This window comes from Geodermatophilus sp. SYSU D00700 (assembly GCF_054050255.1).
The window spans coordinates 1-23509 of the sequence record NZ_JBJGZA010000023.1; the positions used below are offsets into that span (position 1 = coordinate 1).

Below are 23509 nucleotides of genomic sequence, written 5' to 3' on the forward strand. Positions count from 1 at the left end.
AGGGCGTCCTCCCTCGTGGCCCGCCGTGAGGGAGGACGCCCGACGATCAGGTCACCTGATCCCGGCGGGACGCCTCAGTTGGGTGCCAGCACCCCCGCGCCGACCAGTGCCAGCAGCGCCAGGCCGAGCACCACCCGGTAGACGACGAACGGGGTGAACGTGCCGCGGTCGAGGTAGCGCAGCAGCCAGGCGATCACCGACAGGCCCACGCCGAACGCGATCACCGTGGCCAGGAGGGTCGGCCCCCAGGCGACGCTCTCGCCGGCCACCCCGCCGGTGAGCGCCTCGTAGGCCTGGAAGAACCCCGACCCGAGCACCGCGGGGATGGCCAGCAGGAACGAGTAGCGGGCCGCGGCGGCGCGGGTGTAGCCGAGGAACAGGCCCATCGTGATGGTGCCGCCGGAGCGGGACACGCCCGGCACCAGCGCCATCGACTGCGCCAGCCCGAACAGCAGCCCGTCGCGGACGGTGAGCTGGCGCAGCTCACGTGTCTTGCGGCCCACGCGGTCGGCCCAGTAGAGGACCAGCGAGAAGGCGACGAGCGCGATCGCCACGATCCGCAGGTCGCGGAAGGTGGTCTCGATGTCGTCCTGGAACAGCAGCCCGAGGACCACGATCGGGATGCTGCCGACGATGATCAGCCAGCCCATCCGGGCGTCGGGGTCCGCACGCATCGAGCGGTCGGTCAGCGCCCGCAGCCAGGCGACGACGATGCGCGCGATGTCCCTGCGGAAGTAGAGCAGGACGGCGGCCTCGGTGCCGATCTGCGTGATCGCGGTGAACGCCGCGCCCGGGTCACCCCAGCCCGACGCCTCGCCGACCACCCGCAGGTGCGCGCTGGAGGAGATCGGCAGGAACTCCGTGAGCCCCTGCACCAGCCCCAGGACGACCGCCTCGAACCAACCCATCCCGCTCAGCCCCGCGCTCGGGTGGGACGGCGGACAGGACGGTTCGGGACTCGCGACGGCACGGGGGGACAGCCTAGGCCGACCCCCGCGGCCGACCCGGGCACGACCCGGCGCGGCGCCGTCCACACCCGCCGCGTCCCCCGGCTCCTGTCGGCCGGCGGCGGTAGGTTGGCCCGTCGTGGAACAACGGGCGCTGGGACGCAGCGGCCTGGTCGTCTCCCGGCTGGCGCTGGGCACCATGACCTGGGGCCGCGACACCGACGAGGACGAGGCGGCGATGCAGCTGACCGCCTTCGTCGACGCCGGCGGCACCCTCGTCGACACCGCCGACGTCTACTGCGACGGCGACAGCGAGCGCACCCTGGGCCGGCTGCTGACCGACGTCGTCCCCCGCTCCGAGGTGCTGCTGGCCACCAAGGCCGTGGGCCGCACCGGGCCCGGGCCGTTGGGCCGCGGCGCCTCCCGCGGGCACCTGCTGGCGGCGCTGGACGCCTCGCTGCGGCGGCTGGGCGTCGAGCACGTCGACCTGTGGCAGCTGCACGCCTGGGACGACCTCACCCCGCTCGAGGAGACCCTCGCCGCCTGCGACGCCGCGGTCGCCTCGGGCCGGGTCCGCTACGTCGGCGTGAGCAACTACACCGGCTGGCAGACCGCGCAGGCGGCCACCTGGCAGCGCGCCTGGCCCGGGCGGGCGCCGCTGGTGAGCACCCAGGTCGAGTACTCGCTGCTGCAGCGCGGCGTCGAGCGGGAGGTCGTGCCCGCCGCCGAGGCGCTCGGGCTGGGCGTGCTGGCCTGGTCGCCGCTGGGCCGGGGGCTGCTCACCGGCAAGTACCGGGCGGCGACGCCGGAGGGCTCGCGCGGCGCCTCGCCGCAGTGGGCCGGGTTCCTCGACGACCTGCGCTCGGCCACCGCCGACCGCATCGTGGAGGCCGTGGTCACCGCCGCCGACGGGCTGGGCACCACCCCGCTGGCGGTGGCGCTGGCCTGGGTGCGCGACCGCCCCGGCGTCGTCGCGCCGGTGGTCGGCGCCCGCACCGCCGCGCAGTTGCAGGAGTCCCTCGACGCGGAGTCGGTGCGGCTGCCCGCGGCGATCCGCACGGCGCTCGAGGACGTCTCGGCGCCGCACTTCTCCTACCCCGACCAGCGGGCGGCCCGGTGACCACTCCCTCGACCGGCACCGCCCCCTCCCCCACCGCGCCCGACCCGGTCTTCGCCGCGTTCTGCGCCGCCGGGCTGTGGCCGAGCCTGGGCAAGCGGGCCGCCGCCGAGCTGCCCGGCGCGGGCATCACCTCGCCCGACGACGTCACCGTCGCCCGGCTGCTCAAGCTCCCCCGGGTGGGCAAGCAGCGCGCCGAGCGGCTGTTCTCCTCGTTCCTGGCGGCCGCGCCCACCTACGGCGTGGTCGAGCTGCTGGTGCGGGCCGGGCTGGAGGCGCGGCTGGCGTCCTCGGCGGCCGACGTCCTCGGTGACGACGCCGCCCGCCGGCTGCGCGACGACCCGTGGTCGCTGCTCGGCCTGCCCGGCGTCACGCTCACCGACGCCGACCGGCTGGCCATCTCGGTGCTGCGCGGGGCCGACCGGCAGGACTCCCGCCGCGGCCGCGCGATCGTCGTCATGACGCTGCGCACGGCCACCCGCGACGGGCACACCGTGCTGCCGGCCGACCTGGTGGTGGCGGCGCTGCGCGCCGAGGGCATCGCCGATCCCGCGGCGGCGGTCGTGGCGGCGGTCGAGTCCGGCGACGTGCTCGACCACGAGCCGCCCGAGCCGGAGTGGGACGAGGACGCCGACACCGAGCCGCCCGAGCCCGACCCGGCGCTGCGGACGCTGTCGCTGGCCCGCTACGGGATGGCCGAGGAGGCCGTGGCCGAGAACGTCGCCCGGCTGGCCGCCACCGCCGAGCGGATCGCCGACCCCGCCGCGGTCCGGTCGGTGGCCAAGGGCCTCGACGAGGCGCAGAAGCAGGCGGTCGCGCAGGTGCTCAGCGCCGGCGTCTCGCTGCTCACCGGCGGGCCCGGCACCGGCAAGAGCCGCACGGTGGCCGCCGTCGTCCGGCTGCTGCGGGCCAAGGGCACCGAGGTGGCGCTGGCCGCGCCCACCGGCCGGGCCGCCAAGCGGCTGGAGGAGCTCACCGACCACCCGGCGGTGACCGTGCACCGGCTGCTGGGCGCCCAGGGGTTCGGCGGCGGGTTCGCCCGCAACGAGGAGTGGCCGCTCGACGCCGACGTCGTCGTCGTGGACGAGGCCTCGATGCTCGACGTCGAGCTGACCGCGGCGCTGCTGGAGGCCTGCCCCGACGGCACCCACCTGCTGCTGGTGGGCGACCCCGCCCAGCTGCCCTCGATCGGCCCCGGTCACGTGCTCGGCGACCTCATCGACTCCGGGGTGGTCCCGGTGACCGAGCTGACCACGCTCTACCGGCAGGCCGAGGGCGGCGCGATCGCCCGGCTGGCCTCGGCGGTGCGCACCGGCGAGCTGCCGCCGGTCGACTCCCCCGACCGGGAGGTCGTCGTCGTGCCCGCCACCGGCAGCGGCGAGGCCGCCCGGCGGGTGGTGCAGCTGGTCACCGACTCGATCCCGCGGGCGCTGCGGATCGACCCGCGCAACGTGCAGGTGGTGACGCCGGTGCACCGCGGCCCGGCCGGCACGATCGAGCTCAACAAGGCGCTCAAGGACCGGCTGAACCCCGGCGAGGGCACGGTGTTCGGCTTCGACGTCGGCGACCGGGTGGTGGCCACCGCCAACCACCTCGACCTCGAGCCGATCGGGTTCGCCAACGGCGAGGTCGGCGTGGTGACCGCCACCGGCGAGGGCTCGCTGACCGTCGACTTCTCCTCCGGCCCGGTGACCGTGCCCGGCGACGCGCTGCCCGACCTCAAGCACGGCTGGGCGATCACCGTGCACCGGGCGCAGGGGTCGGAGTGGCCCGGCGTCGTCGTGGTGCTGCCGCCGGAGGCCGGCGGGATGCTGTCGCGGCCGCTGGTCTACACCGCGCTCACCCGGGCGCAGCAGCACCTGTCGATCGTGCACGCCTCGGGTGCGGCGCTGGCGCGGGCGGTGCGGGAGGTCGACGTCCGCCCGCGGCGCACCCGTCTGGCCGGGCTCCTCCGCGAGAACCTGTCCCCGGCGTAGGCGGCGTCCTCCGATCCGGCGCGCCGTAGGGTCGAACCGTGATCCGGGTCTGCTTCGCCGGCGTGACCGGCTGGACCGCGCCGCCCATCCTGGCCGCCATCGACGCCGCCGACGACCTGGTCCTCACCGCGGGCGTGTCCCGGTCGGCCGCCGGCCAGCAGCTGACGGCGGTCACGGCGTCGCGCAGCGAGGGCCGGGTCTCCGCCTCGGTCGCCGACGCGCTCGCGTCCGCGGAGGTCGACGTGCTGGTCGACTACACCAGCGCCACCGCGGTCGAGGAGAACGTGTGGACCGCCGTGCGGGCCGGTGTGCACACCGTCGTCGGCTCCAGCGGGCTGACCGACGACGACTACGCCCGGCTCGACCGGCTAGCCCGGGACCGGGGCGTCGGGGTGGTCGCCGCCGGCAACTTCTCCGTCCAGGCCGCCGTGCTGCAGCGCGCCGCCACGCTGGCCGCCGCGCACGTCGACCGCTGGGAGATCGTCGACTACGCGAGCGCCGGCAAGCCCGACGTGCCCAGCGGCACCGCCCGCCAGCTCGCCGAGGCCCTCGGCGCGGTGCGCACGCCGGCCCCGGCGGTCCCGCTGGCGGAGCTGCACGGCCCGGTCGAGGCGCGCGGCGCGGAGGTGGCCGGCAGCCGGGTGCACTCGGTCCGGCTGCCGAGCTTCGTGGTCAGCACCGAGGTCGTGTTCGGCGGCACCGGCGAGCGGCTGGTCCTCCGGCACGACGCCGGCGAGACCCCGGACCCCTACGTCGCCGGCACCCTGCTGGCCATCCGGCGGGTGGCCGAGACGCCCGGCGTGCGCCGCGGCCTGGACACCCTGCTGTTCGACTGAGTCGTCGTCGGGATCAGTCGCGTCGGGCGAGCCCGGCGCGCAGGGCGCAGAGCAGCCGGGACGTCGCCGCGTCGACCTGGCCCGCGCAGGTGAGCGGGCGCGGGAAGGGCACCCGGACGTCGCGGTGCCCGCCGGCGCCCTCGACGCGCAGCCGGTAGCCGAACCGGTCGAGGCCCAGCGGCCGCAGCGTCTCCCCCGCCGTCACCGGCACCCGGCTGCGCGCGACCGCGCTGCCCAGCAGGGCCAGCACCTCGGGGTGGTCGCGGTCGAGGTGGCGCAGCAGCCGTTGCTCGACGCCGGCCAGCGGGTCGGGGCGCGCGGCGGCGTAGTCGGCCGGCGAGACCTCCGCGCAGCCGGGGCCCTCGCGCAGCACGACCTCGGCGAGGTCGAGCCGCAGCAGGGTCGCCGCCCCGCCGACGTCGAGCAGCGCCTCCTCGGGGCGGACCTCGGCGAAGGCGACGGCGGCCGCGCGCCGGTCGGCCTCGGGCACCGGGGTCAGCCAGCCCGACAGCCACAGCGTGGCGCGCACCGGGTCGCGCAGCGCCACCGGCGCCCGGTCGCTGACCATGAGCAGCGCGCTCACGTCCCGGTCGGGCGCGCGGTCGAGGGCCGCGGCCACCTCCCCGTCGCCGGGCACCAGCACCAGCACCTGGCCCGCGGCGGTGGTGGCGTGTGCCAGCGGGCGGCTCGGGTCGCGGCCGGGGAGGCAGAGCGCGGCCGCGGCACGGGTGGCCACGGTGCGCGCGCGCTCGGGAGCGGCGGCGACGGACGGCGCCTGCGGACCGTTGCAGGTGGTCATGGCTCCCCCTCGGCATCGAGTTAGGGAAGCCTAACCACATCGGCGGACCCGTGGGTAGCCGCGCGCCCCCCGATCGGGCGGCGAGCCTGCGCCGGACGTCGTCAGAGGGCGCGGTCGTCCTCGTCGTAGGGCACGTCGGCCTCCTGCTCGAGGACGTCGGCCTCGTTGGCGTCCACGTCACCGACCGACCGCGGCGCGCCCGCCGTCCCCGGCGCGGCGGCCAGCTGCTGCTCGAGCGCGTCGGCCTCGGGGACGCCGTCGCCGATCGGGTCGGCGTCCCCGGCGAGCTCGGGAGCGGCCGGCTCGAGCAGCGCCTCCTGCTCCGCGCGGTCGGCGTCGCTCGCGGTACCGGGATCGGTCACGGGTCCTCCTCGTGCTGCGGACGGTGCTCGGGTGAGGCGCTGCCCATCCTGCCGCCGGGGGCTCCCGGGGGCAGGCCGGGAGGCGGCGCACACATGACCGGCAGGTGTCGTGCGTGGCAACATCGGTCGGGTGAGCGCGGCCGACGACTGGGAGTACGCGCCGCTGCGGATCCCGCCGGGCACGTCCCGTTCCGCAGCGGCGACCATGCTGAGCCTGCAGGTGGACGTCGGCGGCTGGGAGCTCGCCCGTCTGCAACTGCACGCCGACGGCACCCGCAAGGCGATCCTGCGACGCCGGGCGCGGCTGTCCTACCTGCCGATGCCGGTCACCTAGCCGGACTCAGGGGACGAGCACGACCTTCCCGACCGTGCCGCGGTCGGCGAGGGCCGCGAGCGCCTGGGGCGCCTGGTCGAGCGGCAGCACCTGGCCGATGAGCGGGTCGATCGCGCCGGCCTCGACCAGCCGGACCAGCTCGTCGTGGGTCTGGCCGATCACCGCGGGGGCCTTCTTCGCGTACAGACCCCAGTGCAGGCCGACGACGCTGTAGTTCTTGACCAGCGCGTGGTTGGCCGGCGCCTCGGGGATGCGGCCGCTGGTGAAGCCGACGACGACCAGCCGGCCCTCGAAGGCGATGCACCTGCGGCTCTTGTCGAACACGTCGCCGCCGACCGGGTCGTAGACGACGTCGGCGCCCTCGCCGCCGGTGACCTCCTTGACGACCGGGACGAAGTCCTCGGCGGTGTAGTCGATCACGTGGTCGGCGCCGAGCTCGCGGCACACCTCGACCTTGTGCGGGCCGCCCGCGGTGGCGATCACCTTCGCGCCCGCGGCCTTGCCCAGCTGGATCGCCGCCGACCCGACGCCGCCGGCGCCGGCGTGCACCAGCAGCCACTCCCCCGCCTGCAGGTCCGCGCGGCGGTGCAGGCCGACGTGCCCGGTCTGGTAGGTGAGGTAGAGCGCGCCGGCCTTCTCGTCGCTCATCGAGTCCGGCACCGGCCAGGCGTCATCGGCGTTCATCAGCGCGTACTCGGCGAAGGCGCCGGGCCCGCCCGCCGGGCTGCCGATCACCCGCCGGCCGTCCTCGGTCTCGCCGCACAGCTCCACGCCGGGCGTGTAGGGCAGCGGCGGGCGCTCCTGGTACATGCCGGCGGCCATCAGGACGTCGGGGAAGTTCAGCGCCGCCGCCCGCACCTTGACCAGCAGCTGACCCTCGCCCGGGGTGGGCCGGTCGACGTCCTCCAGCCGGAGCACCTTCGAGGGGTCGCCGAGCTCGTGTACCCGCCATGCACGCATGCGCCCGACCCTGCCAGACGCCCGGTGACCGCCGTCACCGGGCCCGGGGTGGCTCCGGCGGGATCAGGTGACCTGATCATCGGGCGTCCTCCCTCACGGTGGGCCACGAGGGAGGACGCCCTGCGGTGAGGGAGGACGCCCCGCGGTGAGGGCGGCCCGACCGCGTCAGAGCATCGACGGCGGCCGCAGCGCCTCGGGGACGACGGCGGTCTCACCGGTCGCCGTCTTGGCGCTGGGGACACCCTTGAACCGGTAGGGCACGGTGCCGACGCCGGGCTGGATGACGTACGCCGCGCCCGGCTCCCCCGACTCCCAGGCCCGGACCATCGCGTCGGCGACCTCGGCGGCGGGGATGACTGGGAAGCCGGCGGCCTCGAACTCGTGCCGGATGCGGTCGATGATCGCGGTGTCGGCGAACCCGGGGCAGATCGCGGAGATGGTGATGCCCTCGCGGGCCAGCCGCGGCGCCATCGACCGGACGAAGGCGATCGCGCCGCTCTTGGCGACGCTGTAGCCGGGGTCGCTGGGCATCGGCGAGAGGCCGGCCAGCGACGCGGTCACCACGATCGCGCCCCCGCCGGCCCGCCGGATCGCCGGGCGGGCGGCCACCGCGCCGTAGACGACGCCGAACAGGTCGATGTCGACGACCCGCATGAACTCGTCGAGGTCGAGCGCGTCGTCGCTCTTGGCGGCGGAGATGCCGGCGTTGAGGTAGGCGGCGTCGAGCCGGCCGTGCTCGGCCTCCACGCGCGCGACGACGGCCTCGTTGGCCGCGCGGTCGGTGACGTCGAGGGCGGCGAAGGGGCAGCCGAGCTCCTCGGCGACCGACCGGTTGCGCTCGGTGTCGAGGTCGGCGAGGACGGCGGTGACGTCCCGCTCGCGCAGCGCGGTGGCGAGGGCCCGGCCGAAGCCGCCGGTCCCTCCGGTGATCAGCGCGACGGAGCCGGGACCGGGAGGCGTGGGAGAGGTCACCCGGGCATCACACCACGGTCGCCGACGGCGCCAGCGCGGCGTCGACGGCGGCGGTGACGTGCAGCCGGGCGGAGGGCAGCAGCGGCACCGGGGAGTCCTCGGGCGCGAGCAGCAGCTCCAGCTCGGTGCAGCACAGCGCGACCGCGTCGGCGCCGCGTGCGGCCAGTCGGGCGACGACGCCGCGCAGCTCCGCCCGGGTCACGTCGGAGAGCACGCCCCGGCACAGCTCGCCGAAGATCGCGGCGTCCACCCGGTCGACGTCGTCGTCCGGGGGCACGAGCACCGTCAGGCCGGCGGCGGCCAGCCGCTGCCGGTAGAACGGCTCGCGCACGGTGCCGGCCGCCCCGAGCAGGCCGACCACCGGGCCGGGCGCCGCGGCGGCCACCGCGTCGGCGATGTGCAGGAACGGCACGGTCAGGCCGGTCTCCAGCGCCGGTGCGACCTTGTGCATGTAGTTGGTGCACAGCAGCACGAGCTCGGCTCCGGCCGACTCCAGCGACCTCGCCTCGGCCAGCAGCAGCGCGGCGGCGTCGTCCCAGCGGTCCTCGACCTGGCACGCCCGGACCGCCCGGAAGTCCAGGCTGCGGACGAGCAGCGAGGCGCTGGCCAGGCCGCCCTCCCGCTCGCGCACCAGCTCGTTGGCGACCCGGTAGTACAGCGCGGTCGACTCCCAGCTCATCCCGCCGAGCAGCCCGATCGTCCTCATGGCGGTCAGCCTGGCGGCGCACGAGCCTGCCGACCAGACCGAGAGGTCGACCGCCGGACCCAAGCGCTGCTTGGATGTCGCCGTGGACCCCCGCCGGTTGCTCGTCTTCCGCGAGGTGGCCCGGGCCGGCTCGCTGGCCGGCGCCGCGCGGACGCTGGGCTGGACCCAGCCGGCGGTCAGCCAGCAGGTGCGGCGGCTGGAGGCCGAGACCGGCACGCCCCTGGTGGTGCGCGAGGGCCGCGGCGTCGCGCTCACCGAGGCCGGCCGGGTGCTGCTGCGGCACGCCGAGGGGGTCGCCGACCGGCTGGCGGCGGCCGAGCAGGACCTGGCGGCGCTGACCGGGCTCGCCGCCGGGGTCGTCCGGCTGGCCGCGTTCCCGACCGCCGCCGCGGTGCTGGTGCCCCCGGCGCTGGCCGACCTGCGCGGCCGCGCGCCCGGCCTGCGGGTGCACTTCGCCGAGCTGGAGCCGCCGGAGGCCGAGGCGGCGGTGCGCGAGGGCGCGGCCGACCTCGCCGTCGTCTTCCGCCACGACGAGGACGACGACGCCGTCCCCGGCGACCTGCTGCGCGAGCCGCTGCACCGGCACGCCGTGCAGGCCGTCGTGCCCGCCGGGGCGCCGGCTCCCGTTCGGCTGGCCGACCTGCGCGACGAGCCGTGGATCGCCGGGTGCGACCGGTGCCGGCAGCACCTGCTGCGCTGCGCGCGGCGGGCCGGCTTCACCCCCGACGTCCGGTTCGCGACCGACGACCACGTCGTCGTCCAGCGGCTGGTCGCGCGCGGCCTGGGCGTGGCGCTGCTGCCGGCCTGGGCGCTGGCGGTCAGCACCCAGCCGGGCGTGACCGCCGTCGCGCTGGCCGACGTCGACGACCGGGTGGTGGAGACGCTGGTCCGGCCCGACGCCCGGCGGGTGCCGGCCGTCGCCGCGGCCCTCGAGGCGCTGCGGGCCGCCTGCTGAGGCGTCCTCAGACCGACCGGAGGAACCGGTCGAGCACCCGGACGCCGAAGCGCAGCGACTCCACCGGCACCCGCTCGTCGATGCCGTGGAACAGCGAGGCGAAGTCGAGGTCGGCGGGCAGCCGCAGCGGCGAGAAGCCGAAGCAGCGGATGCCCAGCCGCTCGAAGCTCTTGGCGTCGGTGCCGCCGCTCATGGTGAACGGCACCGGCCGGGCGCCGTCGTCCTCGCTCTTCAGGGCCGCGACCATCGCGTCGACCAGCGGGCCGTCGAAGGTGGTCTCCACGGCCTGGTCGTGGACGATCCACTCGCGCTGGATGCCCTCGCCGATGAGCGAGGCGAGCTGCCGCTCGAACTCCTCCGACTGGCCGTGCAGGAAGCGGCCGTCGACGGTGGCGCTGGCCGTCCCCGGGATGACGTTGGTCTTGTAGCCGGCGTCGAGCATGGTCGGGTTGGCGGTGTTGCGCAGGGCCGCGCCGATCATGCGGCTGATGCTGCCGAGCCGGGCGAGGGCCTCCTCGGGCTCGTCGGGGTCGATCTCGATGCCGTAGGCCTCCTCGACGGCGGCGAGGAACTGCCGCATCGGCGGGGTGAGCACGGTGGGCAGCCGGGTCGAGCCCAGCCGGGCGACGGCCTGGCACAGCCGGGTGACGGCGTTGTCGTCGTGGACGAACGAGCCGTGCCCGGGCTTGCCGCCGGCGGTCAGCCGCATCCAGGCCAGGCCCTTCTCCGCCGTCTGGACGAGGTAGAGCCGCAGGCCGTCGCGGACGGTGATGCTGAACCCGCCGACCTCGCTGATCGCCTCGCTGCAGTCGGCGAACAGGTCCGGGTGCTCGTCGACCAGCCAGCGGGCGCCGAGGGTGCCGCCGGCCTCCTCGTCGGCGACGAAGGCGAGGACGACGTCGCGCGGTGGCCGGACGCCGGTGCGGGCCCAGTCGCGCACCAGCGCCAGGACCATGGCGTCCATGTCCTTCATGTCGACCGCGCCGCGGCCCCAGACGTAGCCGTCGCGCTCCTCGCCGGAGAAGGGGTGCACGCTCCACTCGGCCGGGTCGGCGGGGACGACGTCGAGGTGTCCGTGGATCAGGAGAGGCGGTCGCGAGCGGTCGGTGCCCTCCACGCGGGCGACCAGGCTGGCCCGTCCCGGCTCGGACTCCAGGATCTGCGAGCCGATGCCGACCTCGTCGAGCTTGCCGGCCACCCACTCGGCGGCCACCCGCTCGCCGGCGCCGGTGGCGGTGTCACCGGTGTTGGTGGTGTCGATCCGGATGAGCTCGCTGAGCAGTTCTGCGACCTCGGCCTGGGCCTGGACGGGACCTTCGCTCTCCACCCGGCGAGCGTAGGGCTGGACGCCGTCCGCACGACGCAGCGCCGGGCCCTGCTCCGGTAGGCGCCGCCGGGTTGGTATCCTGGTCCCGCACTCGTCCGGGTGGCGGAATGGCAGACGCGCTAGCTTGAGGTGCTAGTGCCCTTTATCGGGCGTGGGGGTTCAAGTCCCCCCTCGGACACCCATCGCGGGGCAACCGCCCCGACCGCGGCGGCCGATCGGACTTCTGATCGGGCCGCTGATCGGGGCAGTGATCGGGCTGCTGATCGGGCTGCGGCCTTCGCCCGGCGCGCCCGCCTCGGTCGCGGGCCGGCCGGCGCGGGCCCCGGGTGGGCGCCCGGACCACCGGCCGGGTCCTCACTGGCCGGGTCCTCACCGGCCGGGCTCGCGTGGTCGGGGGACGTCACCTCGGCTTCGGCCGCGGCGGGCACGGTCGGCGCGGGCACAGCCGGGGCGGGCGCGACCCAGCCGTCGGCAGCCCAGCCGTCGGCAGCCCAGCCCTCGGCAGCCGAGCCGTCGGGGACCGGATCGGCCGTGCTGGCCGTCACCGTGCCGGTGGGCTGCCGCGTGGTGATCGAGGTGCTTGCTCCGGTCGCCGAGGCGGGTGGCAGCGGCGCGGCCGACAGCGGGCTCGCGGGCGTCCCCGCCGGTCGGCTGCGGCTGGTGCCCTCACAGCCGGCACCGCGACCGGCACCGCCGCCGGTGCCGCCGCCGGTGCCGCAGCCGGTGCCGCCGGGAGAGGCGCCGGGGGCGCGGCCGTGACCGGGGCACGGCGGGCGGCGCGGGTCGCCGACGGCGGCGGACCGGCGACCGCTGCCCGGTTGGTGTTCGTGCCCACGGCCGGTGCGCAGCCGGCGGTCGGGCCGGCGGGCCGGGCCGAGCGCCGAGCGGCGGGCCGGGCCGAGAGCCGAGCGGCGGGCCGGGCCGAGAGCCGAGCGGCGGGCCGGGCCGAGAGCCGAGCGGCGGGCCGGGCCGAGAGCCGAGCGGCGGGCCGGGCCGAGTGCCGAGCGGAGGCCGGGGTCAGGGCCGAGTGCCGAGCGGAGGCCGGGGTCAGGGCCGAGTGCCGAGCGGAGGCCGGGGTCAGGGCCGAGTGCCGAGCGGAGGCCGGGGTCAGGGCCGAGTGCCGAGCGGAGGCCGGGGTCAGCGCGGCAGCGGTGATCCGGGCGGTGTTCGCCGGCGCCCGGCCCGCCGGTGTGCTGCAGGTCCGGTCCGCACCGCCCGGCGCGGCACCGCCCGGCGCGGCACCGCCCGGCACCGTCGCCGACCGCACCGTCGCCGACCGCACCGCCGCCGACCGCACCGCCGCCGACCGCACCGCCGCCGACCGCACCGCCGCCGACCGCACCGCCGCCGACCGCACCGCCGCCGACCGCACCGCCGCCGACCGCGCGGCACGGTCGCGCGGTTCCGCGCCCGCGCGGTCGCCCGCCGGCGGTGCCGCGGGCACGGGAATCAGCGGCGGGGCGTCCAGCGGGCCGAGACCAGCCGCCACAGGGCACGGTCGAGGGCGTCGGTGAGGTCGAAGCGGTGCCGGCCGTAGCAGACCGCCAGCGCGTCACCGCCCGCGGCGAAGGCGGGCAGCATCTCGGCCAGGCCGGTGCGCAACAGCGGGCTGGCGACGGCCAGCACGGTGGGCGGATCGTCGAGGACGAGCTCGATCGGCGCCTCGGCGGCCAGCCAGCCGATCAGGTCGGCGGCGGCAGGAGGTGCGCCGTGGGCGGCCGCGGGCGGTCGCGGCGGGCCGTCGGCGGCGGCGGACAGGGTGAGGACGGCGTCGACCGGCACCGCCCATCGGGACAGGAGCGGCACCGGCAGGCTCAGGTGCACCCGCGGCACGGACAGCGGCATCCGCCCACCCTAGTTCGCTCACAGCGAAGTAGGGTGGGCGGGCACGCCGCCGCAGGCGAGGAGACCCGACGATGACCCCACCGGCAGCGCCCCCCCGGGCAACGACCCCCCGGGCAGCGACGCCACCGGCAGCGACCCCCGGCCGGGCGACGCCGCGACCGGCGATCCGGCGGGCGGGCAGTCACCGGGCCGCGCAGCCGGCCGGCACCGGAGCACCGCACCGGGTGCGCCTGGGGTCCGCCGCCGATCCGCTGCTGGCCGCGCAGCTGCGCGCGGGCCATCCGGTGCTGCTGGTGGCCCGCTACAGCGACGACAGCGGCCCCCGCGCGGTCCACCGGGCGGTGCAGCAGATCTACGCCGCCGCCCGCGGCCTGCGGGTCCACCACGTGCACGTCGAGCACCTGCTGCCGGCCGAGCCGACCGACCTGGAGGCGCAGGTCCGCGCCGACCTGGTCCCGCTGGCCAGCACCGGCTTCGACGAGCGCCGCTTCGACAACCGGTTCTTCTTCTGCGACCGCCAGCGCGCCGGCGGGCTGCTGCTGGCGGTCTCCATCGGCAGCGGCCGCAAGATCGACGCGGAGTCGCTGCACCAGCCGGCCGTGCTGCACACCGCCGCGCTGATCCGCAGCGAGCGGCCGGCGGTGCTCTACACCTCCGAGATCTCCCGGCTGGGCCGCTCCCACACCGCGTTCGGGCCGATCCCGATGCGGCTGCACGAGCTGCAGCAGCGTTTCCGGCGCGCCGGCGGCGCCGGGCCCTGGGTGGGTGATGAGACCGGCAACCGCGACGACGACGCCGGCCTGCCGCTGCGGCCCTACACCGCCGAGGTCGGCACCCGGATGATGGCGCTGGCCGCCCGGGCCGAGACCGAGGCGATCAGCATCGCCCGCCGCAACATGCGCGGCAAGGAGACCGCCACGCCCACCCGGCTGGTGCAGGGGCGGGCCCCCTTCGGGTGGGAGTTCACCCCGCCACCGGGATTCGCCACCGCCGTGCTCATGGACCCGGTCACCGGCCGCCGCGGCGGCAACCTGCTCTACCTCGACACCGCGGCCTGCCGCCCGGCGGCCGGCGAGGTCGCGCTGCGGCTGCCGGTGGTGCACGACGCCGCCGGGCAGCCGGTCGACCAGGCCGCGCTGGTGTGCTGGCTGCTCGCCCACCTGGGACGGCCCGGCTACGACTTCGCCGCCTGCGCCGACGTGCTGGTCGCCGGCGGCTTCTCCACCCCCGGGCTGCGTCGCGCGCGCGGCGCCAGCGCGGCCTGGCCCCGGCACGACCGCCGGGGCCGCAGCCTGGCCGGCAAGATCGTGCAGTCGGTGCTGCGGCACCTGCCGACGTATGAGACCGGCGTGTGGCGGGTGCAGCGCTGCGAGGCGGCGCCGATCCGGATCGAGAACATGCTGCCCGCCGCCGGCCGGTGGCTGACCGCCGCGCGGGCCGGGGAGATCCGCGCCTACCTCGCCGAGCTGGCGTCCATCCGGCCCCGGCCCCGGGTGTACACCTTCAGCGGGCATCCGGCGCGGATCGGCCCGGTGCCGGCCGCGCTGTGGGCGCGGCGGCGGGCCGACGGCGAGGTCGTCTACGCGCTGCGCACGCCGGCGGCCCGGATCACCCCCGGGGCGCTGCGGGCCGCGCCGCTGCCGCCGATCCCGGCCCGCGACCTGGCCGCCTCGCTGGCCCACGGACTGGCCGAGGCCGCCGACCACCTCACGCCGCTCATCGACGCCACCGCCGTCGCCCGCGCCGACCAGCACGCCGCCGCCGAGCAACGGCTGGCCCACCGCCGCGACGCCCTCACCGAGGCCAACCGCCGCCGGCACGCGCAGCTCGACGCCGGCGATCCGGCCTTCGAACCGAGTTCCCGGGTGCGCGCGGCCCTGCGGACCAGCCTCGACCGCGACGCCGACCTCATCGCCGACCTGACCGCCGAGCTGCATGTGCTGCAGCGGCAGGCCGCCGCCGACGCCGAGCAGGCACGCGCCGGCGTGCCCACCGAGGCGCTGCTGGACTTCGTCGCCAGCCTGCGCGACCCCTGCGCCGCCGCCTTCCGGCCGGCGCTGCGCGCGGCGCTGTCCGAGCTCGTGCTCACCCGCGTCCCCCCGCCCGCGCCCTCCCCCGCGCCCGCCGCTGCCACGGGCACACCGGCCACCGCACCCACCGGCACACCGGCCACCGCACCCGCGGTGGCCTGGGCGGCGCAGCTGACCCTGGCCGACGACACCGGCACCTGGACGGTGCCGGTCACCGGGCAGGCCACCGCCCCACCCCCGCGGCTGACCGGACCGATCGACGACCGGGTGCACCGCGCCGTCGCCGGCCTGCGCGCCGGCCGGTGCCTGCCCGAGACCGACGGGCCCAACTGGCGGCGGGTGATCCCCGGCGTGCGCGCCGCGCTGGCCGTCGCGGGGCCCTTCCACCTCGGCTCGGTCACCGATCCGCGGCTGCTGCGGCTGGGCATGGCCGTGGTCCATCCCGCGCCCGGCCGCGGCCGCCCGGCGCTGGCCGCCGACGGCGAACCGGCGCTGACCGCCGCGCCGCTGTCGACCGGCGGCCTGCGGCGACTGGCCGCCGACACCGGCGAACCGGTGGCGCTGCTGCAGCGGCTGGCCCTGCTCTACGCCCGCCCGGGGCGGCGGACCCAGTGGCTGCACGCGCAGGCGCCCACCATCACCGAGGTGTGGCTCGCCGCCCGCCAGCGCGCAGGCCGGCTGGACCGGCGCACCGTGCAGAGCATGGGCTTCGACAACCTGTGGCATCCGCGCGACCAGCTGCGGCGCAGCCCCTGGGCCGGCGGGTGGGACCTGACCGATCCCGAGGCGCTGCTGCTGGTGGCCTGTCCGCACTGCGGGCAGCACGACCTGTGGCCCTCGCGGCTACGCGAAGCCGACGGCCCGATCTGCCACACGTGCCGACACGACCGGGCCGGGGTGACCTGGCCGATGGATCCCTACACCCGCTTCGACCAGCCACCGCCCTGACCGGAGCGCACGGTGACGCCACCAACCCCCGCGGCTCGCCCGCATCCCCGCGCCCACATGACGGGCTGGCCAGGCGGGCGCGGGGGTCCGGCGCGTCGACGCGTGCGGTGGCGCCGACCGACCGGTGGGCGTCGCCCCCGCCACCCGGGCGCTGCTGCCGAGGCCGTGCCCCCACCGCTCGGCGGCCCGGTGCTCGCCATCCGGCTGGGGCCGCGCCCCTGCGGCACCACCGCCGATCCTCCCGGTGGGGGCACTTCCCCGCCGGGCCCGCCGGCGGGGCCGCCGGGATCGATGACGCCCAGCACCACGACCCCGGTCAGCCGTCGACCCGCGTCCCGCGACCGGCGAGGCGGCTCCAGCGCCTGCCGCCGCCGGACTGGCTGTCGAGTGTCGGTGACCGGCGCTGCGGGCGCCGCTCGACGACGGCCGGAGCCCGGCAGCAGGTCCGGATAGACTCCCCCCGCCTGGTGGGTCAGCGTTCGCGCTGGACTCCCGTCCATCAGGCCAAACAGGGAGGACGAGCACATGCCGCTGCCCAAGCCGGTGGGCCGCCAGACCGACGTGGTCTATCTGCCCGCCACCGGACACCTGGTCGTCCTCGGAACGGCGGGCACCGGCAAGACCGTGATGGCCATCCACCGGGCCGCGCACCTGGCCGATCCCGCCACCACCAACAACGGCCCCACGCTGCTGCTCACCCACACCAATGCGCTGGTCAACTACCTGCGGCACATCGCAGCCGACCACGCCGACCGCGTGACGATCGAGGTCTACGGCAAGTTCGCGCGCGGGTACCTGCACAGCCGGGGACTCATGCCGGCGCGCCGCGGCATCGCCGATCCCGCCGAGAAGCAGACCTTCGTCCAGCGGGCCGTCGCCGAGGTCCGCACCCGGTTCACGCCTCACCCCTTCTTCGACCGTCCCGAGACCTTCTTCATCGACGAGCTGGAGTGGATCGACGGCCACGGCCTCACCCGTCTGGACGCCTACCTGGCCGTTCGGCGGATCGGTCGATCCGCCGGGCTGCAGCCGGGTCAGCGGCGGGTCGTCTGGCAGATCCGCGAGCGCTACCTCGAGCTGCGGACCGCCGCCGGCCGCCCCTACGACTGGAGCGGTCTGCCGCTGGCGGTGCGCGCGCAGCTGTGCCAGGACCACCGTCCCCGCCGTTACCGGCACATCGTCGTCGACGAGGCCCAAGACCTGTCCCCCGAGGCGATCCGGTCGCTGGTCGACGCCGTCCAGCCCGGCGGCAGCCTGACCCTGTTCGGCGACTACGCCCAGCAGATCTACGGCCAGCGCATCTCCTGGTCCTCCGTCGGGCTGTCGGTCACCGCTCCCGAGCTGTTCACCGACAACTACCGCAACACCCGGCAGATCGCCGATCTCGCGCTGGCGATGACCGAGATGCCGCACTTCAAGGACTCCCCCGACCTGGTGGCCCCGAAGGCGCCGATCGTCGACGGTGCCATGCCGACGCTGGTGACGTGCGCCAGCCCGGCCGCGGAGGCCGCCCTGGTCCGCAGCCGCGCGGCAGCCGCCGGCCGGTACGCCCGGGTCGGCATCTTCGTGCGTACCCGGCAGCAGGTCCGCGCCATCACCGCCGGACTGCGCGGCGTGACCGTGCTGCACAAGGACATGGGCTCCTGGAGCGACGACCCCGGGGTGTACGTCGGGACCTATCACTCGGCGAAGGGGCTGGAGTTCGACGTGGTCATGCTGCCCTTCTGCAGCGCCGACCAGTTCCCCGACCCCGAGCACGTCGCCGCCTTCGGCCGCGCCGACGCCGAGAGCCGCGACGCCCGACTGCTGTACGTGGGAGTCACCCGGGCGCGCACCGAGCTGCTGGTGACCTGCACCGGCACGCTGACCCCGCTGCTGCCGGCCAGCGCGACCGGGCTGTGGACGGTGACACGACCGTGACACCGCCACCGACCACCGATCCGGACGTCGCCGCAGCCCTCCGAGCACGCGGCGTCACCCGCCTGCTGCACTTCACCCCGGCCCGCAACCTGCCTCACATCCTCGGCGACCAGCGACTGCGGGCGGTGCAGGAACTCACTTCGGACGTCCGAGCCGTCTACGCCCACACCGACCCCCACCGCCTGGACGGCCACCCGGACAAGATCAGCTGCAGCATCGAGTACCCCAACGCCTTCTACCTGGGTCGCGTGCGGGACCAGGGGCCGGCGCTCAACTACCCCGACTGGGTGTTCCTCGTGCTCGACCCGCTGGTCGCCGCCACCCCCGGCGCCCTGTTCTGCGCCCGCAACGCGGCGGCCGCCGGGGGCAGGCTGCTGCAGCCCGGCAGCGCCGGGCTGGCGGCCTGCTACGCACCCGCGGTCCCCGGCGCCCGCGGCCGCACCTACCGGCGGGGACCGCGACACGACCCCGCGGCGCCCACCGACGCCCAGGCCGAGGTGCTCGTCCCCGGTCCGATCGACCTGACCGCGGTACGCATGATTGTCGGACCCACCGGAGAGCATGTCGCCCAGGAACGGGCCCGACTGACTCAGGTCGGCCTCGATCCCGACGTGGTGCCGTGGGGCGTGGGGGCGCCGTTGTTCTCGGCGCAGGAAGCATCCGACGCCGCCCGCTTTGGCGGCACCCTCACCATCAGCCCGTGGGCGAACGGAGGAGCTCGGTGACCACGAGTGCAGGCCGGCTCGACAGCGAGCGGGTCACAGGGCTGCTGCTGGGCGCCGCCGCCGGGGACGCGTTGGGCTGGCCCCAGGAGGACCGCAGCAACATCGTCGGTGGGCAGAAAGCCCGGAACCAGCTCTCGCCCCAGCCGCACTACCACCCCTGGGAGCGCACGGCCGGCAGCCGCTTCTCCGGCCGGTACCGGGATCCGGTCCAGCCCGGGGAGTACAGCGACGACACGCAGCTGCTGTGCGCGGTGGCGCGGTCGCTGCTGACCGGACCGCGCTGGTACGAGCGGCTGACCGAGGTCGAGTTGCCGGCGTGGCGGTCCTATCAGCGCGGCGGCGGCGGAGCGGTGCTGCGGGCCGCCGCCGCCTGGGCCGAGGGACGTCCGCCCTGGGTGGCCGGCAGCACCGCCCGGCAGCGCGACGCCGCCCAGCGGTACCGCAGGGCCGGCGCCAACGGAGTGGCGATGCGCATCGCACCGCACGTGATCGCGGCCGCCAACCGCACCGAGGACGACCTCTTCGGCCGCGTCGTGACCGACGGGCTCACCACACACGGACACCCGCGGGCCCTAGTCGGCGCCCTGCTCTACGCCGGCACGCTGCGCGCCGCGCTGGGTTCGACCGAGACCGTGCCGTACGGCGCGCTGCTGGATGCCGCACGGAAATCGCTGGTCGACGAGGAGATCGCGGTTGCCGTCCTGCCCCCGGACTGGGGTGACACCGCCGCGGTTGCTCAGTTTCGGGAGGCCTGGCAGGCCGCGTTGAGCGAGTGTGGCGACATGCTCGATGCGGTCGAGCGGTCCTTGGCTCGCGGAGCCATGTCCGATCCGGAGGAGGCGCTCCGCGAGATCGGTTGCATCGACTCCGCCATCAGCGGGGCCGGCACGGTCACCGCTGTCGGCGCCGTCTATCTGGCCAGCCGCAACGCCGCCCGGCCGATGAGCGGACTGCTGACTGCGGCCTTCCTGCGCAAGGCCGACACCGACACGCTGGCGTCGATGACCGGGGCGCTGCTCGGCGCTGTCCACGGCGGCCGGTGGCTCGGTGAGCTGGCCGGCGTGCAAGACGCCGACTACCTGGTCAGCCTGGGCGAGCAGCTGGCCACCGGAGCGCGGTGGGACGCTCCGACACCCTCGCGTGCGATCCGGCAGGCAGCCACGCAGCTGCAAAGCGAAATCGCCGGCGCTGCTCCCGACCAGCACGGCGAGTTCGTGGACGGACGCTGGTACCGGCTGCTCAGCCTCCACGCGTTGGAGGACGAGACGCGAGCGCGGGCCAAGTTGGCCTTGGAGGACGGTCAGACGGTGATCGTCGACGTTCCCTCCCGCGACCTTCCCTCCCGCGACGTTCCCTCCCGCGACGTTCCCTCCCGCGACGTTCCCTCCCGCGACGTTCCCTCCCGCGACCTTCCCTCTCGCAACCGATCCCAGGATGCGCCTCCGGCGACAGGCGCGGCCGAGCGTGCACCGACCGCGCTGCCTCGGCCCGACCCGCCGGCCCGCCAGCCGTCGGGCAGGCCTGCTGCAGGTCCGGTCGAAGTCAGTCTGCTCACCGCGAACGCCCATCGAATCGGAGCGTTCTACGCGAGACTGCTCGGACGCGACGTCGAAGTCCTTCCGCAGCGGCGCGTACGGGTAGCCGACTGCCTGGTGTTTCGTGAGACGGAGGGCGACAACGTGCACGGAGCCGAGCACTCGCAGATCTGCTTCACGGTGCCCGACCTCGCGGAGTCTGCTCGCCAGCTGCAGGCCGAGATCGGTCGCGGTCCGCACGGCGACGAAGCCCGCGGACGGGATCCAGACGGCCGTTGGGTGCTGCTGCGCCAGGCGGGCGACGCCTCGCCGGCTGGCTGAGGCGGCCTGGTGGAGGCGGCTAGGGCGACCCCACCGGGCGACCCACCGGGCGGGCACCCGGCCGGTCGCGCTCACCCCAGGCGGGCCACGCCGGCGTCACCGCGTGGCGCGCAGTCGGCCGCTGACGACAGCACCGCACGCGAGCACCGCCGCCTGGGCTGTGCGCCACCGACGCAGCGAGGTGCCCCGACCGTGGAGGCGGCACACTGATGGTCCGCCTCGATGCTGTGCTGCCCCGGGTGGGCGGCCAGCTGCCCCCCGGCCTGTCCCAGTTCGATCCCGCACCCGAGCCGATGACCGCGCTGCACGTGTGGTTCGCGGTCAATGCCGCCTCCGCCGCGCAGGCTGCCCATGGCCGGAGCGCCGCTGAATGGATCACCGAGCTGGCCCTGGCCGACCTGACCGATGCCCAGGAGCAGGCCCTGCTGCCGGAGCCGACCATCGCCGCCGCACGAATCTGTGCCGTGATGGGCGTGGTGCACGGACTGATGGCCCACGGCGACGCCGATGCCGCTCGCACCTGGCTGGTCCGAGGACTGGGCGGCAGCACCGCCACCGTCACCGAAGTCGACACTGCCGGGCCGGTGCAGCTGCTCCGGCTGGCCGGGCGCGGGAATCCCACGGCGCAGGACGCCCTGGCCAGCCTCGCCGGAGCGCTCTTCGCCCTCAATCAGCACGCCGGGTACCTCCCGGAGGTTGTCGATCCACTCGCTGACTCCTTGATCGCAGCGCTGCTGGACATGCCGCCGACCGACGCGGCCTGCGATGGCGCCCGTGCGGCGCTGACCTGGGCGCGCCACCGACACCTCGACGGATACGTCCAGCCACTGGCCCGCTGGTGCCAGCACGCCGCCGGACGGGTGGGACACCCGGAACAGTCGGTGGCGCTGCTGCTGGCCGTGGCCCTCACCCGTTCCCCAGGCGAACGAGACCTGATGCTCCGGGCGCTGCGCCGCGCACTTCCGGCCTCGCTGCCGGTGGGCCTGCGGCTGCAGGTGGTGTTGGCCGCGCTCGACGGCCACACCCCGACGCCTGAGGAGCTGAACGAGGCACTGACCATGATCGACGCCCACTGGCAGCAGCTGCAGACCGAACTGAGCGCCGCGGATCTCGCCCGGCTGCGCGAGCGGACGTTCAGCACGATCGGTCCGCTGGTGACACGTCTGTCGCAGGCTGGAGCGGCAGGCGACGTGCTGCGGGTGCTGCAGCACTGGGTCGGCGTGCCCGAGGACGCCACCGACATCGACTGCCTGCTGCTGGAGCACACCGCCGACGGCATCCGCTATGTCTGGCCGGGCGGCACCTGGCTCCGTCCTGCACCGACCGGCGGGCAGAGGCTCGACGACGCCGTCAACGCCGCCCTGGGCACCGCGCTGGCCAGCACCGCCGGGGCCGGCCAGCCGGTGTACGTCGCGGCGTCCGGCCTCCCGGACCGCCCCGGCGGACTGGATCTGGACCAGGTCTGCCGGGACGTGCTCGGCCTCGCCGCGGCACCCTGGACCGCGCGGCTCCCCGAACACGCCCTCCTCGTTCCGGTGCCCGGACACCGCCTGCCCTACCAGGCCCTGCTGGCCGAACACACACCACGCTGCCCCGCCCTGTGGACGAGCCTGCGGCGACCACGAGCGGAACGCTGGCCGCAGACGGTGGTGCTGTGGGTCGGCGATACCGCGCTGTCAGCAGTCGAGGCCGCTCTGGTCGCTGACATCCTCACCGGCGCCGGCTTCGACGTGACCGCCCACCGGGGCCCGGCCGCCACGGTCGCCGCGTTCGCAGAGACCTCGGGCGATCCCGACATCGACGTGCTGTGGCTTACCTGCCATGGCCGCCAGCCGCCCTACGACCCCGACGCGGCGGTCCTCGCCCTGCACGAGGACCAGCTGCTCACGGTCGAGCATCTCCGCAGCACCGGACCCGGTTCCGGCGACCAGCGCCTGCTGGTGATCAACAGCTGCGACGGAGCGGCCACCGTCACCGCCGGCGGATTGCGGGCTCGCGGGCTGGCTGCCGAAGCCGCCGGTCCCACTCAGGCGGTGATCGGTCACCAGTGGGTGGTCGACGAGCGGCTCGCAGCCACCTTCGGCGTGCTGCTGGCCTGCGGCCTGGCCGACACCCGCAGCGCCGCAGCCGCCTTCACCGTCGCCCTCAAGGCCCTGCGCCGCCCCTGGCCGGTCATCGCCGAGCTGCTCGCCGAGCACGGCGCCGCCCCCGACGCGATCACTAGGTTGACCCCGCCCACCGGCAGCTTTGCCGACAACATCCTCGACTGGGGCGCTCCGGCGCTGTACTGCTGAGCGGCGAGGCACTGTCTCCGCAAGGCCAGCGATCCCCCTCACACCTCGGTGGTCCGTCGCTGCTCGTGCGCGCCTGGCCGCCGACGCCGGACCGCCAACGCCGGACCGCCGGCGCCGGGCCACGGCATCGCCGCGGACCTCGGCGTCCGGCGACCCTCCAGATACACCGCGCTCACCCTGGCACCAGCTCGGCACCAGCTCGGCACCGCTGTCGTGGGGTGCGGCGCCCATCGCCGGGCACGCGCATACGCGAACGGCTCGTCGCGCCGACCGCCGACACGAACCACGACCGGATACCGAGGGCGGCCTCGCCGAGCACGGCCCCAAGTGAGAAGTTGCACGCGATTGGCGGGCTCGGTCTTGCGGCCACCGCCAATGATGGCGCCGCGCCAAACAGGATTGCGTCGTGCCAATCTGCAGGCATTGGCACGACGTCAGGTTCGGCGCGTGCAAGAGATGGCACGTGCAAGCCCTCGCGGCATCGACCCGTACTGGTGAGGACCGCTTGGGCCGTCGGCCGATACGGTCGGCGAGTGCCGTACCCGCCCCGGCCTCAGCTGGCCCCTGAGCGGGCGTACGCGGGTCCGGCGAGCCCCCGAC

19 protein-coding genes and 1 tRNA gene are annotated in these 23509 nt (G+C 75.9%); 12 read left to right on the forward strand and 8 right to left on the reverse strand.

Annotated elements, in window-relative coordinates:
* Positions 1-74: 74 nt before the first annotated feature.
* Positions 75-908 (reverse strand): undecaprenyl-diphosphate phosphatase, encoded by an 834-nt coding sequence (locus ACI79V_RS16230; protein ID WP_456890741.1) that lies wholly within the window; start codon positions 906-908, stop codon positions 75-77.
* Between the two features lie 178 nt (positions 909-1086).
* Here ACI79V_RS16230 and ACI79V_RS16235 point away from each other — a divergent pair, with 178 nt between their 5' ends.
* From ACI79V_RS16235 to dapB, 3 genes are read left to right on the forward strand one after another with little or no spacing between them, the layout of a single operon-like run.
* Positions 1087-2067: an aldo/keto reductase gene (locus tag ACI79V_RS16235; RefSeq protein WP_456890743.1), complete on the forward strand. Its 981-nt coding sequence runs from the start codon at positions 1087-1089 to the stop codon at positions 2065-2067.
* Positions 2064-4040 carry an AAA family ATPase gene (locus tag ACI79V_RS16240; RefSeq protein ID WP_456890745.1) on the forward strand — a complete coding sequence of 659 codons (1977 nt, stop codon included), beginning with the start codon at positions 2064-2066 and terminating at the stop codon, positions 4038-4040. The genes ACI79V_RS16235 and ACI79V_RS16240 overlap by 4 nt, the downstream gene beginning before the upstream one ends.
* Before the next feature lie 38 nt (positions 4041-4078).
* Entirely contained in the window at positions 4079-4876 is a 798-nt protein-coding gene (gene dapB, locus ACI79V_RS16245; RefSeq protein WP_456890748.1) for a 4-hydroxy-tetrahydrodipicolinate reductase, read from the forward strand.
* Positions 4877-4889: 13 nt separating this feature from the next.
* Here dapB and ACI79V_RS16250 read toward each other — a convergent pair whose 3' ends face one another.
* Both ACI79V_RS16250 and ACI79V_RS16255 read right to left on the reverse strand, forming a co-directional pair.
* A complete protein-coding gene (locus ACI79V_RS16250) occupies positions 4890-5675 on the reverse strand; it encodes a DUF2470 domain-containing protein (protein ID WP_456890750.1) in 786 nt (261 codons plus the stop codon).
* A 101-nt stretch (positions 5676-5776) separates the two neighbouring features.
* On the reverse strand, positions 5777-6037 hold the full coding sequence (locus tag ACI79V_RS16255; RefSeq protein WP_456890752.1) for a hypothetical protein: 261 nt from the start codon (positions 6035-6037) through the stop codon (positions 5777-5779).
* A 130-nt stretch (positions 6038-6167) separates the two neighbouring features.
* Between ACI79V_RS16255 and ACI79V_RS16260 the strand changes: the two genes are divergently transcribed.
* The gene (locus tag ACI79V_RS16260) at positions 6168-6371 is read left to right on the forward strand and encodes a DUF5703 family protein (protein WP_089404027.1); all 204 of its coding nucleotides are present in this window, start codon (positions 6168-6170) and stop codon (positions 6369-6371) included.
* 6 nt (positions 6372-6377) lie between these two features.
* Here ACI79V_RS16260 and ACI79V_RS16265 read toward each other — a convergent pair whose 3' ends face one another.
* The 3 genes from ACI79V_RS16265 to ACI79V_RS16275 form a co-directional block, all read right to left on the reverse strand.
* On the reverse strand, positions 6378-7331 hold the full coding sequence (locus ACI79V_RS16265; RefSeq protein WP_456890754.1) for an NADPH:quinone oxidoreductase family protein: 954 nt from the start codon (positions 7329-7331) through the stop codon (positions 6378-6380).
* 165 nt (positions 7332-7496) lie between these two features.
* A complete protein-coding gene (locus ACI79V_RS16270) occupies positions 7497-8303 on the reverse strand; it encodes an SDR family oxidoreductase (protein WP_456873331.1) in 807 nt (268 codons plus the stop codon).
* Positions 8304-8310: 7 nt separating this feature from the next.
* Positions 8311-9009 carry an aspartate/glutamate racemase family protein gene (locus ACI79V_RS16275; protein ID WP_456890756.1) on the reverse strand — a complete coding sequence of 233 codons (699 nt, stop codon included), beginning with the start codon at positions 9007-9009 and terminating at the stop codon, positions 8311-8313.
* An 82-nt stretch (positions 9010-9091) separates the two neighbouring features.
* Here ACI79V_RS16275 and ACI79V_RS16280 point away from each other — a divergent pair, with 82 nt between their 5' ends.
* Entirely contained in the window at positions 9092-9964 is an 873-nt protein-coding gene (locus ACI79V_RS16280) for a LysR family transcriptional regulator (protein WP_456890758.1), read from the forward strand.
* Positions 9965-9971: 7 nt separating this feature from the next.
* On the opposite strand, the gene ACI79V_RS16285 is transcribed toward ACI79V_RS16280, so the two are convergent.
* Complete coding sequence (locus tag ACI79V_RS16285) at positions 9972-11291, reverse strand: M20/M25/M40 family metallo-hydrolase (RefSeq protein ID WP_456890760.1); 1320 nt, start codon at positions 11289-11291, stop codon at positions 9972-9974.
* A 93-nt stretch (positions 11292-11384) separates the two neighbouring features.
* On the opposite strand from ACI79V_RS16285, the gene ACI79V_RS16290 reads away from it, so the two are divergent.
* Positions 11385-11469: transfer RNA gene (locus tag ACI79V_RS16290), tRNA-Leu, on the forward strand.
* Positions 11470-11822: 353 nt separating this feature from the next.
* Positions 11823-12050: a hypothetical protein gene (locus ACI79V_RS16295; protein WP_456890762.1), complete on the forward strand. Its 228-nt coding sequence runs from the start codon at positions 11823-11825 to the stop codon at positions 12048-12050.
* 690 nt (positions 12051-12740) lie between these two features.
* On the opposite strand, the gene ACI79V_RS16300 is transcribed toward ACI79V_RS16295, so the two are convergent.
* Positions 12741-13136, reverse strand: coding sequence for a hypothetical protein (locus ACI79V_RS16300; RefSeq protein WP_456890764.1), 396 nt, complete (start codon positions 13134-13136; stop codon positions 12741-12743).
* A gap of 224 nt (positions 13137-13360) precedes the next feature.
* Between ACI79V_RS16300 and ACI79V_RS16305 the strand changes: the two genes are divergently transcribed.
* From ACI79V_RS16305 to ACI79V_RS16325, 5 genes are all read left to right on the forward strand, one after another.
* Positions 13361-16114, forward strand: coding sequence for a hypothetical protein (locus tag ACI79V_RS16305; RefSeq protein WP_456890767.1), 2754 nt, complete (start codon positions 13361-13363; stop codon positions 16112-16114).
* A 525-nt stretch (positions 16115-16639) separates the two neighbouring features.
* Entirely contained in the window at positions 16640-18034 is a 1395-nt protein-coding gene (locus ACI79V_RS16310) for a UvrD-helicase domain-containing protein (RefSeq protein ID WP_456890770.1), read from the forward strand.
* Positions 18031-18759 (forward strand): DarT ssDNA thymidine ADP-ribosyltransferase family protein, encoded by a 729-nt coding sequence (locus ACI79V_RS16315; protein ID WP_456890774.1) that lies wholly within the window; start codon positions 18031-18033, stop codon positions 18757-18759. The genes ACI79V_RS16310 and ACI79V_RS16315 overlap by 4 nt, the downstream gene beginning before the upstream one ends.
* Entirely contained in the window at positions 18756-20615 is a 1860-nt protein-coding gene (locus ACI79V_RS16320) for an ADP-ribosylglycohydrolase family protein (protein ID WP_456890776.1), read from the forward strand. Before ACI79V_RS16315 ends, ACI79V_RS16320 begins: the two co-directional genes overlap by 4 nt.
* Before the next feature lie 239 nt (positions 20616-20854).
* Positions 20855-22909 (forward strand): CHAT domain-containing protein, encoded by a 2055-nt coding sequence (locus tag ACI79V_RS16325; RefSeq protein WP_456890778.1) that lies wholly within the window; start codon positions 20855-20857, stop codon positions 22907-22909.
* The last annotated feature ends 600 nt before the right edge of the window (positions 22910-23509 follow it).